Raw genomic sequence first — 12,034 nt, forward strand, 5'->3', positions numbered from 1 at the left:
TGCTGGCGGTTGCGGCAGGAGGCGCTGGACTGTGGTACGTGATGAAGCGTCGACGTGAGGTGGCCTGCACGGTCGACCTCGAGATGACGCATGACCACTTCCACGCACACGTGGACCTCAAGGGGGTGTACGTCGATCCCGGCGACGAGGTGCTGGTGCGCAATACGCCCAACCGCATCGCCTTCGGGACACAGACCACGTTCGACTCCAGCGCCGAAGTACGACGGGCCAGCTGGCTCAAGCGCCAGGTGGTGAAGCTCACCGGTGGCACCGCCATTCACGAACTCTACGAAGTCGGATTCGAAGGCTGACCTCCATGTACTCAACGACGACCGAACTTCCGGTGCGCCCGATCGTGGCGCCCAACGCCACCACCCAGGCGGCGCAGCAGGATGCGATGCTCAATCCGCGCTTCTACACCACGAACTTCGCGGAAATCGATGCCCTGCACATCACGCCCGAGAACCGCCGCATGTGGGATGACATGCTGGCCGAGTTCCGGCGTGATCCCAACAAGGATCACTTCAAGCGCTCGCCGGAGTTCGATGACGACTTCTCGTCAATGGACCCGGCCCTGCGCGAGCAGTTCATCGAGTTCCTCACCTCGTCGGTGACGGCCGAGTTCTCGGGATGCATTCTGTACGCCGAGATCAAGAAGCGCATCAAAAATCCGGATGTGCGCGATCTGTTCGGCTTCATGAGCCGCGACGAGGGCCGGCACGCCGGGTTCATCAACCACACGCTGCGCGACTTCAATGTGGCGGTGGACCTGAGCTTCCTGACGCGGGCCAAGAAGTACACGTACTTCCAGCCCAAGTTCATCTACTACGCCACGTACCTCTCGGAAAAGATCGGCTACGCGCGGTACATCACCATCTACCGCAACTTCGAGAAGCAGCCGGACAAGCGCTTCCATCCGATCTTCAAGTTCTTCGAGAACTGGTGCCTGGACGAGTTCCGGCACGGCGAAGCGTTTGCCGTGCTGATGCGCTCCAATCCGCATTTGCTGCAGGGCGTGAACAAGCTGTGGATTCGCTTCTTCCTGCTGGCCGTGTTCTGCACGATGTATGTGCGCGACCACGCGAGAAAGGAGTTCTTCGACTTCATGGGCCTCGACGTGGATGACTACGATCGCCGTGTCATCACGCTGACCAACACGATCAGCCGCCAGGTATTCCCGGAAACCATCGATACGGAATCGGAAGGATTCTGGGAGCTGCTCGATACCATGTGGAAGAACACCGAGGCCATGCGCAAGGCAGAGCAGAAGGGCGGACTGTTTGCCGGTGTCAAGGTGGCGGGCCTCAAGGCGGCCAACGCATTCACATTCCTTCGGCTGTTCCTGCGTCGCCCGCACCGGCAGGCCCTGCCGGCGGATGTACGCATGCAGCCGGTGTGGTGAGTACACAGGGCGTTCGTCATGTCCAAACCCGCTGAGCTTCCGGTGCGCCTCTGGCGCTCGATTGGCACCCGATGGATGCCGTTTGCCGATGTGGGCAGCGAGGACGTACCGCTTTCGCGGCTCTTCCGCCTATCGCTGTTCCAGCTGGCCGTCGGCATGGTGCAGACGTTGTTCGTGGGCACGCTCAATCGCGTGATGATCCTCGAGCTGCGTGTGCCGGCGTCACTGGTGGCCATCATGCTGGCCATTCCACTGCTGGCGGCGCCGTTCCGGGCGCTGGTGGGCTTCAAGTCGGATACGCATCGCAGCATCCTCGGCTGGCGGCGGGTGCCCTATCTGTGGATTGGCACCCAGCTGCAGTTCGGCGGCTTGGCCATCATGCCGTTCGCTCTGCTGCTGCTGTCGGAGAAGGGCAGCGGCGGACCGGTGTGGATTGCCTACGTGGCGAGTGCGGTGGCCTTTTTGCTGGCTGGCGCCGGCGCCCACACCACCCAGACGGCGGGGTTGGCGCTGGCCACCGACCTGGTGAACGAGGACAAGCGGCCGCGTGTGATTGCGCTGATGTACCTCATGATGCTGGTGGGTACGCTGGTGAGTGCGCTCATTCTTGAACAGCTGCTGCAGCCGTTCTCGTCGCTGCGGCTCATTCAGGTCATTCAGGGTGCGGCGCTGTTCACGATCGTGGTCAACGCCTTCGCGCTCTGGAAGCAGGAAGCCCGGCAGCGTGGTGTGGTGGAATACAAGAAGGGCGAGCGTCGCCCCCAGTTCCGCGAAGCATGGCGGACTTTTGCGGCCGGTGGTCAGGCGGTGGGGCTGCTGGTGGCGACGGGCCTCGGATTCTTCGCCTTCAATCTCCAGGATGTGCTGCTCGAGCCGTACGGTGGCGAAGTCCTGCATTTCACCGTGGCCGGTACCACAGCGCTGACGGGCATCATGGCCTTTGGCGCGGTGCTGGCCTTTGTGTGGAGTGCCACACAGGACCGCACGGTGAAGGCGCCGCTGCGTCTGGCGTCGCAGGGCGTGGTGGTGGGTCTGCTGGGTTTTGCCATGATCACGGCCGGCAGCATGATGAGCAGCAATCCCATCTGGGCGCCGTTCTTCTTTCGCTTCGGCGTGATGCTGATCGGATTTGGCGAGGGACTGTTCGGTGTGGGGACGCTGTCGTTTGCGATGGGTATGCGTGATGCCACGCAGCACGGCATTGCGCTTGGCGCATGGGGCGCGGTGTTCGCCACTGCAGAAGGTCTGTCGTTCGCGTTGAGTGGCCTCATGAAGGATGCATTGTCGCACCTCGGTGCCACGCAGCCGGTCGGGAGTTGGCTGGCGCAGCCCGCTGCGCCCTATACGGCAGTGTATGGCACGGAGATCGTGGTGTTGCTGATCACGTTGGTTGTTCTGGGCACGGTGGGTCGCCGCGCGGCGAACCAGGTGTCAGTTGGAGTTGCACGCCCCTTCGGTCTCGCGGACATCCCGGCGTGACCGTTCACCATTCCACCGGAGTCTTTACATGATGGACTATCTCGATGGTGCCCAGATCGCGTTGTACGCGTTCTGGTTGTTTTTCTTCGGGTTGATCATCTACCTCCGCAAGGAAGACAAGCGCGAAGGGTATCCGCTCGAGTCGCCGCAGGGTCCGCGTGAGGGTTGGCCGAAGCCGGCCACGCCGAAGTCCTACATTCACCGCCACCACGGCGACGAGGGCGCACACTGATGTCCAGCGTCAAGTATGTACCGGCCGACGGCTACAACGGCTCGCCGGTGGTGCCGACAGGCAACCCCATGATCGATGGGGTTGGACCGGCCGCGTGGAACGAATCGCGGCGTGATGAGCCGGACGTGACGTATGATGGGCGTCCGAAGCTCGTGCCCATGCGGATGGACGCCGGGTTCAGCATCGCGAAGGGTGATCCCGATCCGCGCGGTCTGCCCGTGGTGGCAGCCGACAAGGTGGTGGCCGGCAAGGTCGTCGACGTGTGGGTCAATCGCTCGGAGCCGCAGGTGTCCTTTTACGAAGTGCAGCTCAGTGGCAGCGAGCGTCGGGTGTTGCTGCCGTCGGGCTACGTGCAGTGGCCCAACTTCGGGCTGTGGGGCAACGATCGTCTGCTCGTGAAGGCCATCACGTCGGCGCAGTTCGTCAACGTGCCGGGCACCGCACGCGAGGATCGCATCACACTGCTCGAAGAAGATCGCATTTCGGCGTACTACGCCGGCGGTCATCTGTATGCCACGTCATCCCGCGCCCAGCCGCTCATATGAACCCCGCACCACAGGCCTCCGATGCGCCGCGCTACATTCGCGGCGTTCCGCATGCGCTTCCCGACGGCGAGCATCTGCTGTGGGAAGGGGCCCCCTCGATGCGCGGCGTGGCCACGCATGTGTTTCACTGGCGTCTGGTGTTGGCCTACTTCGTGGGCATGCTCACGCTATGGGCCCTGACCACCGAGACGCCACGTGGGACGGAGGTCTGGTGGTCGCAGGCCACGCTGCGCCTGGCGCTTGGCGTCTTCGTGATGCTCTGCGTGCTCGGACTCTCGAAAGCGGTGGCCAGCACCTCGTGGTATGCCATCACGTCGCGTCGCGTGGTGATGCGTGTGGGCATGGCGTTCCCGATGTCCATCAACATCCCGTTCACCCTGCTGCATACGGCGGGTCTGGGCGTGTTTCGCGATGGCAGCGGTCAGGTGTCCCTGGGCCTGGTGCCGGGACAGCGTCTTGCGTACATCGCGCTGTGGCCGCACTGCCTGGTGTGGAACATCAATCATCCGACGCCGGTGTTGCGTGGCCTCGAGCAGCCGGAAGCGGTGGCGCGGGTGCTGGCCACGGCGGTGGCTGACGCGGCCGAAGCTGATGCCGCGAGTGGCATGGCCGATTCCACGACGCGCATCGAACGTGGCGCGCCCGGTCGCTCCGCGATTCGGCAGACGCGCACCGCGCCGGCGGGAGCATGAGCATGGATATGCGACGTCAGGCGCCCGGTGTGATTTTCGAGCCGGAACCAGGAGAACGTCCGGGTGCACCACCGACGTTGGTGGTACCCAAGCCCGCACTGATCATGGCCGGCGCGCTGGTCGCGCTGGTGATCGGTCTGGCGGTGTCGGCGCGGCACTTCGAAGTGGGGGCGTTCCGCGAACGTCCGACGGAAGTGCTGCAGCAGCGCAGTCTCCGATTTGAAGATGCGCCCAATCAAGGCATTGGGGTCATCGATGCGGCCAGCGGCAAGACGGCGGTGGTCCTCGAGCCGGGCAGCAACGGCTTCCTGCGTGGTTCGCTGCGCGCCCTGACGCGAGCTCGCAAGGCGGCCGGCATCGGAGCCAGCGAACCATTTCGCCTGGTGCGGTATGTCGATGGTCGTCTGGTGCTGCATGACGACGCCACGGGGCAACACGTGACCGTGACGGGCTTTGGTCCGACGCAGGTGGAAAGCTTCGACAATCTGCTCAAGGAGAAGCCGGGGCAGGGGCCAGCACCGGTTGCGCCGTACATTCCGATTGGCGTTGGGCGGCGGTGAGGATCTGAGCTGGGCCGGGGATGTGAGGGAACAGAAGGTGTGAGGATCGGAGGATCGAAGGAAATGAGGCGGGCCCGGGCGACACCATGCTGTACGGTGTCGCCCGGGCCCGCTCTCTTGTCCCTCAAATCCTCTGATCCTCACACCTTCTGTTCCAACGCATCCTGCTGCCGCGCGATGCCGATCAGTTGGACCCCGCACTCCCCGACGAAGCACGTGGCATGGCCGATGGTGCAGGCGTCGCTGTGCTATCGGTTGCCGCAGCGGCTGCGCTATCCGCCGGCAGCCCAAGCCCCGGGAAGGGTTTGCCGTTCCAGTCCGCACGACCCCAGAGGGCGGGGAAGTCCTTCGTCATCTGCGCACCGTAGAGCGGCTTGTACGCCCCGTTGTGGCAGGTGATGCACTGCGCCTTCGGTGCGTCACCCATGGCGCCCAAACGGACCGCGGGATACACGGGCTGCAGGGGAGCGAGGTAGTTCTGATTCACGTCACGCAGCATCATGATGCCGTGGTAGGCCTTCACGCGTGCCGGCGGAGCCTGGTTCCAGCTCGCGAACTGCCGTGAGTTGTGGCAGTAGGTGCAGTTCACGCCCAGCGACTTCGACTGCGAGATCATGAGCGCGTAGGTCCACTCCGTCTGCTTCACCGAGCTGCGGTTCTCGGGCGTGGGCGCGACGTTCTGCGTGATGACCCGCGCGCCGTTGCGATCGAGATAGTGGCGCAGGTAGTCCGTCTGCTTGCTGTAGAACCACAGACCATTGGGCAACGGCTTGCCCATGTGGCAGGTGTAGCAGGTGACGCCGGTGTTGGCCACGTGCTGCTGGTACTGCCCGTTGATCTGCCGCGTCATCTGCAGCATGCGGCGCGCCACGAGCTTCGTGTAGAGCGGCGCCCCGTTGGGCAGGGTGTCGCTGGCCATGTTGGCCAGGTTGTGGCAGTAGGCGCAGTTGCCGGTGCCGGCCACCCAGGTGCTCATCGCAATCATCGTGCGGTTGAACTCCGCCACACTGATGTCGTTGAGCACCTGCACGTTCTTCCAGGGCAACGGGCCCGGCGGAGACTCACCGGCCGGAGGCGGCGGCGCCGGAATGTTGACGGTCGCGAACTTGGCCTTGAGGTCACCGCGGTCATAGCCTTGCTCCATGGCGGTGCCGCGGTACCCGACCTGCACGCTGTCCGTCTTTCCGTCACCGCATGCCCCGACGACCACGAGGGCGAGTGGAGCGACGCGCCGCATCGCCATAGCGCGAATCTTGATCACGGAGTGTTGCCTCCAGGAGGCGTCGTCGTGGCGGCTGCGGGCGTGGCCGCCGCCGTGGAATCCGTGCGCAGAGAGTCGGCCGACAGCGAGTCCGTCAGCATGGCGGCCGAGTCGGGCATCATGGCCGGCTGCGGCACCACGTAGGTGGGGAAGCTGTCCGGCGTCGTGCCCTGATACTGGCCGCGCAGGAACTCCTTCTGGTCGGGCGCAATCACGTTCTGGTCGGGATATGGCGCCACGAGGCCGTGCTTCACGCCCCAGAGGTACCAGTTGTCCACGACGGTGCCGGTGAGCAGGATGCCGATGCCACCCGTGAACGTGGTGAGTACGGCAAACCACCAGGCCCAGCGATGGATGGACTCCATCGTGGCGTTGAATCCCATGCACCAGCGCCAGAAGAGCATCGAGCGCTCGGCCGCGGTACCACGATCGGTGATCTGCTCAATCTCGTTCTGACCACCCATGCGAGCCACGGCCAGGATGGTGGCGCCGTGCATCGCGAACAGCACGGCCGAGCCGTACAGGAACGCAATGGAGAGGGCGTGGAACGGATTGTAGTAGAGGTTCCCGTAGCGAATGGAGAATGCTGATGTCCAATCGAGGTGCGGGAAGAGACCGAACGGCACCATCTCGCTCCAGCTGCCGACGAGCAACGGCTGGATGAAGAAGGTCAGGTACAGGAAGATGGCGCTGGCAAAGGCCCAGGGCAGGTGCGTGCCCATCTGCAGGGCGCGAGCCCGGCGATAGACGCGGATCCACCAGAGGAAGATGCTGAGCGTCAGGAAGAAGCCGGCCATGAGATACCAGCCACCCTGATCAAGCGGCGGCAGGCGCAGCCCGTACTGCGGTGGCGGGGGCTCGAGCGCCAACCACGGGAGCTGGCGGACAAACTCCACCGGATCCCAGCCCACCGACCGCCACATGTTGAGCCCGATGATCTCGAACGCAATGAAGCCGAAGATCAGCGAGAGAATGCCGGCCCAGCCAAGATAGATCGGACCGATCTGCGCATCGCCGAACTTGCCGGCGAGCGAGTTGAAGAAACCGGTCCCATATCGCTGGCCCGTGGATTCGTCGATCGGGATGCCCGGATCGGGCACCGTACGAATCTGGACGCGAGTGAAGAGGTTCTGATATTCAAGCACGGTGTCGGCGCCTCACTTCCAGATGGGAAGGTTGAGCCACCAGTTCCACCACTCGGGCCAGCCCTTTGCCCAAAACGGGCCAGAGATGACGATGCAGATGGCACTCCACACCGCCGCGCCGACCGCGAGGAACAGGCCGAGACGGTGAATGCCGATGGCACCGATCGAGTAGCCGACCAGGTCGCGGAAGAAGACGTTCTCCTGTTCACTCGTGCCCACGGGAGTGCCCTTGGGCGGGTTGGTCACCGAGAGAATGAGTGACCCATGCATCGCGAGTGCGAGGCAGTTGGTGAAGAAGAACGTCACGGCGATCATGTGCGCCGGATTGTAGTGGAAGTGGAGGTACTGGTACCCCACGTTCGACACCCAATCGAGGTGCGAGAAGATGCCGTAGGGGAAGCCGTGCCCCCAGGCTCCCAGCAACAGCGGACGAACCACAACAAGCGTCACATAGGCCAGGACTGCGCCGCCGTACGCCCAGGGAATGTGCATGCCCATGCCGAGCTTGCGGGAGATCTCAGCCTGTCGCAGCGCCCAGGACCCGAATGCACCGACGGCACACATGGTGATGATTTGCCACAATCCCCCTTCACGGAGCGGGGCGAGCCCCAAGCCGTACTTGAGGTCGGGCGGCGCAATGTTGATCTGCCACAGGTTCCACGTGGGGCCCATGGCCGCGCCCCACACGCAGAGCAGCGTGCCGAGGGTGGCGAAAAAGATCGTCGTGACGCCAAAAAAGCCGACGTAGAACGGACCGAACCAGAAATCAAACAGATCTCCGCCGATCAGCGTGCCACCACGGACACGGTACTTCTTTTCGAAGCTCAGCATCGCCATGGGCGATATCTCCGGACGCGCAGAGAGGAGGCTGCGGGGGGGAAGTTCCAGCACCAACGCGAAAGGCAGGGTCCTGCGGCGAGTCTGCCGGGGCTGGCGTCGCACTGACACGTGCGAGGCGCCAGCCCGGCAACGACGCGCAACGTGTTATCGGCCGGGCGGCAGAGGCGACATTTCTGCCGCGCTTGCCGGAGCCGATGCCCCGACGGGCGCCTGGTCAGCAGGCAGGGTACCGTTCTCGATCCACGAATACCGTTGCGAGCTGAGCAGGATGAAGTGAATGACCAGCGCCAGCACCGCCAGAAAGCCAACCATGGCCACCATGACGCGCCGCGGGTCAAACATCAACCAAATGCGGTGCATACGACGTTGTCCTCAAAGAAGAGTTGAAGCCCTTCCACCGTACCCGGAGAGTCCGGGCACGCGACGTGGGTAGGCTGACGTGTGGGTCAGCGTACCGACGCCGGAGGTGCCTTTGCCGCGTACTCCATCTTCTTGTACTTCGGCCAACCGGTGATGCTGTACGCCCATACGTGAATGATGAGCGCCAGACACGCGAGGAATGCCCCGAGGGCACCCATGATCACCTGTGGATCGTTACCAACCCAGATTCTGTGCATGTGTTCTCCAGCCTGAGAATCAGAGGGTTAGAACCACGGGCGCCACATCCACGCCAGGAAGTGTGCCGCTGCTGCCACCACGATGTAGCCCATGGTGCCGGTGACGAAGTAGCCATGAAAGCGCCGCGCTTCGTCTTCCGTCATTCCGTCCTTATCGGACATCTCTGCCTCCGGGGAATGTTTCGGTGCGCCGCGCACGTCCCGCGCGGCTGGGATGCCGGCCCGCTATCGGGCAGCGACTTGGTAGGATGAAGTGTAAAGTGTTCCTTACGGTTCCGGGCGTCAAGCACGATTTACGCTTTTCGCGCAACTTTCTTTCGCTGAGCCGTGTTTTGCCCACCTTTGAGGCCTTGTGACCGGTCCCCTTCCCCCCGAAATCGCTCCACCAGCCGATTGGCCGCTCCGGGACGCCTCGCAGTTCGTGCTCACCGAGCGTTGGCGCTGGCACGTCCAGCGCCTGGGCGCCGACCCCCGAACGGCGCCATGGCTGCTCCTGCTGCATGGCACCGGAGGCAGCACACACGAGTGGGCCGATGTCGCGCGTGCGCTCGCCCCACATGCCCACGTGCTGCTCTGCGATCTGCCGGGACATGGCTTCACGACACCGCGGCACTCCGATGAGGCCATGGTGTCGCAGGGCTCACCCTATTCGCTCGTCGGCATGACGAATGCGTTGTGCGAGCTGCTTGGGCAGCTGACGCGGGGGGCCGAGGCTTCCGTGCCGCCTCACGCTCCACCGCTGCTCCATGTGGCAGGGCATTCGGCCGGCGCCGCCGTGGCGCTGCAGTTAGCGTTGCAGATGCCGTTGCCGACTGCATCGACCACACCGGCTGCGGCGCAGGGAGAGGCCGCTGCGTTCGATCAGGACGCGCCAACACCCTCATGCCACATTGCGGGCGTATTGGGCGTCAATCCGGCGCTGGTGCCACCACCGGCTGCGATGGTGCACGGCATCCTGCCATGGCTCGCGCCGCTCATGTCGTCGCCGGTGACGCGCGATATCCTGCATGCTGCGCAGCGCGGACTCTCGGGCGTGCCGGGACTTGGCAGCATGCAGGAGGCGCTGGGGCACATGGCTCTCCACGCCATTCTCGACTCCACCGGGTCTTCCCTGTCTGAAACATCGCGCCAGGCCTACCGCCGACTCTTCGCCGAACCGCGCCATGTCTGGTCGGCCATGCAGATGATGGCGCATTGGGGCCTGCCGGCACTCATGCCGAGGCTCGCCGACCTGCGCTGTCCGGTCACACTGCTTGTTGCGCGCGACGACCCGTGGATTCCCGTGCGCGCACTCGAGGCCCTGCATCGCCAGCATCCCGCATGGACGTGCCGTGAGACGACCGGCGGGCATCTGCTGCCGGAGACCAGCGCAGAGCTCGTAGCGCGCGTGATTGCCGAGCAGTGCTTTCGTACCAATCGATAACAGATCACGCAGAAAGGAGGACGCAGAGTGCGCGGAGGCAGCACCTGAGAATTGTCACTTCTTGTTGTAGATCCGTGCCGTTTCCGCTCAATCCGCGTCATCCGCGACAAGGCAGTTCAACCCCGACCGCCAATCTCTGCGAACTCAGCGGTTCTCCGGATGTTCTCTGCGTAAGCTGTTGGCCAACCGGCGGCTGCATTGAGGCAAGGCCCCACGCGCCGTACCAGCGGCCAATCCAGTCAACAACCTTGTCGCGGATGGCACGGATTGAACGGAAACGACACGGATGAACAGCCACGACATCCTGTCGTTTCCGTTCAAATCCGTGTCGTCCGTGGTAATCAGTTCACCGCGTTCGCGGCGACGGGCCAAGTCAGCGCGCCACACCCTGCAACGCGCGGCGACTGGCCAGCACGTGGTCACGCGTGACGAGCGTGTCGCCCAGCTCGCGCGCGTCGGCTTCGGCTGCATCACGCAGCCGCTTGGCCGCCGAAATGCGGATGAGGATGGGGAAACTCTCACAGATCTCGTCAAACAACGCCTTGGCGTCATCGTCCCACGGCAGCTCCTGATGCAGGCGCGAGGGCGTGGCGTCGATCTTGTCCATCTCCGTGCCCAGCGGGAGAATGTGAAACAGCGCATCGAAGAGCTGGTTGCACACTTCCTGGATCAGATACGTGGCGCCGCTGTAGCCCATGAACGGCGTGCCCACATGGCGGCGGATAATCGCCCCCGGGAACGAGGCCGGGACGTACATGGTGCGTGCGCCGCACTCGGCCGCATACATGCGCTCGTTGTAGCTGCCGAACAGCACGAGGGGCGGCGTGGTGCGAATCGCCTCACGCACCGCGGCATTGTCCGGTTTGACGCCGGGGCGGCGCGCAAACGAGAAGGTGCAGGGCAGCCCCATCTCCGTCTCGAGAAAATGCCGCACACCGCGCGCATACGTCTCGTTGGCCACGATGGCGAAGCTGGCCGTGCCGAAGAAGTCCTGTGTGACCGAGCGCCAGAGATCCCACACCGGCTTGATGGTCGTGTGCTTCTCGCGCTCAATGAATGGCTCGGGGTCGAGCCCCAGGAGTTCGCCCAGCGAACGCAGAAAGCGGGTCGTGCTGTGCAGGCCAATGGGCGCCTGCAGATACGGCACGTCGAGGTCTTCGCACAGCATGCGGCCAAACTCGCGATACATGCAGATGTTGACGTCCGCATCGACCAGTCGCGGAACGTCCTGCATGTGGCTACCCAGCGGGAAGACCATGTTGATCTCGGCGCCGATGCCTTCAACCAGACGACGGATCTCGTGCAGATCGCTGGCGGTGTTGAAGTAACCGTAGATGGGGCCGATGATGTTGACCCGGGGCTTGTCGCCCGGCTGCTTCTCGCGGCGTTTGGGTCGCACGCCCTTCTTGAGACCGTATTCCGTCCACAGCCAGTACATGGCGCGATTGGCGGCCTGCCACTGATCCTCGTCGATGGTGCGGGGCAAGAAGCGCTGAATGCCGGTGCCTTCGGGCGTTACACCGCCACCGATCATTTCGGCGATCGAGCCCGTGACCACCACAGAGGGCAGCTCAGGGTCGAGTGTGCTGTGCGCGCGTTTCATCGCGCCTTCCGTGCCGTGCTGTCCCAGCTCTTCTTCACCCAGCCCGGTGACGACAATGGGCAACTCGTGCGGAGGCAGGCCATCGGTGTAGTGCAGCACCGAGGTGACCGGCAGGTTCTCGCAGCCCACCGGACCGTCGATGACGACCTGCAGGCCCTTGATGGCCGTGAACACGTACACAGCGCCCCAATAGCCACCGGCACGATCGAGATCGAGAATGAGCGTCATATGTTCA

The 12,034-nt window shown here is 63.9% G+C and carries 14 protein-coding genes and 1 pseudogene; 8 read left to right on the forward strand and 7 right to left on the reverse strand.

The window, feature by feature from the left end:
* Nucleotides 1-41 precede the first annotated feature (41 nt).
* From B2747_RS07785 to puhC, 7 genes are read left to right on the forward strand one after another with little or no spacing between them, the layout of a single operon-like run.
* Nucleotides 42-311 (forward strand): hypothetical protein, encoded by a 270-nt coding sequence (locus tag B2747_RS07785; RefSeq protein ID WP_291158741.1) that lies wholly within the window; start codon nucleotides 42-44, stop codon nucleotides 309-311.
* Between the two features lie 5 nt (nucleotides 312-316).
* Nucleotides 317-1,402 (forward strand): magnesium-protoporphyrin IX monomethyl ester (oxidative) cyclase, encoded by a 1,086-nt coding sequence (gene acsF, locus B2747_RS07790; protein WP_291158746.1) that lies wholly within the window; start codon nucleotides 317-319, stop codon nucleotides 1,400-1,402.
* 18 nt (nucleotides 1,403-1,420) lie between these two features.
* The gene (locus tag B2747_RS07795) at nucleotides 1,421-2,881 is read left to right on the forward strand and encodes a BCD family MFS transporter (protein ID WP_291158749.1); all 1,461 of its coding nucleotides are present in this window, start codon (nucleotides 1,421-1,423) and stop codon (nucleotides 2,879-2,881) included.
* 28 nt (nucleotides 2,882-2,909) lie between these two features.
* A complete protein-coding gene (locus tag B2747_RS07800; RefSeq protein WP_291158752.1) occupies nucleotides 2,910-3,113 on the forward strand; it encodes a hypothetical protein in 204 nt (67 codons plus the stop codon).
* The gene (gene puhA / locus B2747_RS07805) at nucleotides 3,113-3,658 is read left to right on the forward strand and encodes a photosynthetic reaction center subunit H (RefSeq protein WP_291158755.1); all 546 of its coding nucleotides are present in this window, start codon (nucleotides 3,113-3,115) and stop codon (nucleotides 3,656-3,658) included. Before B2747_RS07800 ends, puhA begins: the two co-directional genes overlap by 1 nt.
* A complete protein-coding gene (gene puhB / locus B2747_RS07810; RefSeq protein ID WP_291158758.1) occupies nucleotides 3,655-4,350 on the forward strand; it encodes a photosynthetic complex putative assembly protein PuhB in 696 nt (231 codons plus the stop codon). Before puhA ends, puhB begins: the two co-directional genes overlap by 4 nt.
* A gap of 2 nt (nucleotides 4,351-4,352) precedes the next feature.
* Nucleotides 4,353-4,910: a photosynthetic complex assembly protein PuhC gene (gene puhC, locus B2747_RS07815; protein WP_291158761.1), complete on the forward strand. Its 558-nt coding sequence runs from the start codon at nucleotides 4,353-4,355 to the stop codon at nucleotides 4,908-4,910.
* Nucleotides 4,911-5,094: 184 nt separating this feature from the next.
* Here puhC and pufC read toward each other — a convergent pair whose 3' ends face one another.
* The 6 genes and pseudogenes from pufC to pufB all read right to left on the reverse strand — a co-directional run bounded on the left by pufC (nucleotide 5,095) and on the right by pufB (nucleotide 8,935).
* Complete coding sequence (gene pufC / locus B2747_RS07820; protein WP_291158764.1) at nucleotides 5,095-6,171, reverse strand: photosynthetic reaction center cytochrome PufC; 1,077 nt, start codon at nucleotides 6,169-6,171, stop codon at nucleotides 5,095-5,097.
* Nucleotides 6,172-6,395: 224 nt separating this feature from the next.
* Nucleotides 6,396-7,316, reverse strand: a pseudogene (pufM, locus tag B2747_RS07825) (photosynthetic reaction center subunit M); the annotation flags it as partial.
* Between the two features lie 12 nt (nucleotides 7,317-7,328).
* Entirely contained in the window at nucleotides 7,329-8,153 is an 825-nt protein-coding gene (pufL, locus tag B2747_RS07830) for a photosynthetic reaction center subunit L (RefSeq protein ID WP_291158770.1), read from the reverse strand.
* Nucleotides 8,154-8,300: 147 nt separating this feature from the next.
* Entirely contained in the window at nucleotides 8,301-8,516 is a 216-nt protein-coding gene (gene pufA / locus B2747_RS07835; protein ID WP_291158773.1) for a light-harvesting antenna LH1, alpha subunit, read from the reverse strand.
* Between the two features lie 86 nt (nucleotides 8,517-8,602).
* Nucleotides 8,603-8,773: a light-harvesting protein gene (locus B2747_RS07840; protein WP_291158776.1), complete on the reverse strand. Its 171-nt coding sequence runs from the start codon at nucleotides 8,771-8,773 to the stop codon at nucleotides 8,603-8,605.
* Nucleotides 8,774-8,800: 27 nt separating this feature from the next.
* Complete coding sequence (gene pufB / locus B2747_RS07845) at nucleotides 8,801-8,935, reverse strand: light-harvesting antenna LH1, beta subunit (RefSeq protein ID WP_291158779.1); 135 nt, start codon at nucleotides 8,933-8,935, stop codon at nucleotides 8,801-8,803.
* A 190-nt stretch (nucleotides 8,936-9,125) separates the two neighbouring features.
* Here pufB and B2747_RS07850 point away from each other — a divergent pair, with 190 nt between their 5' ends.
* Nucleotides 9,126-10,196 carry an alpha/beta fold hydrolase gene (locus B2747_RS07850; RefSeq protein ID WP_291158782.1) on the forward strand — a complete coding sequence of 357 codons (1,071 nt, stop codon included), beginning with the start codon at nucleotides 9,126-9,128 and terminating at the stop codon, nucleotides 10,194-10,196.
* A 373-nt stretch (nucleotides 10,197-10,569) separates the two neighbouring features.
* Here B2747_RS07850 and bchZ read toward each other — a convergent pair whose 3' ends face one another.
* Nucleotides 10,570-12,027, reverse strand: coding sequence for a chlorophyllide a reductase subunit Z (bchZ, locus tag B2747_RS07855; protein ID WP_291158785.1), 1,458 nt, complete (start codon nucleotides 12,025-12,027; stop codon nucleotides 10,570-10,572).
* Nucleotides 12,028-12,034 lie beyond the last annotated feature (7 nt).

This window comes from Gemmatimonas sp. UBA7669 (genome assembly GCF_002483225.1).
Classification (GTDB): domain Bacteria; phylum Gemmatimonadota; class Gemmatimonadetes; order Gemmatimonadales; family Gemmatimonadaceae; genus Gemmatimonas.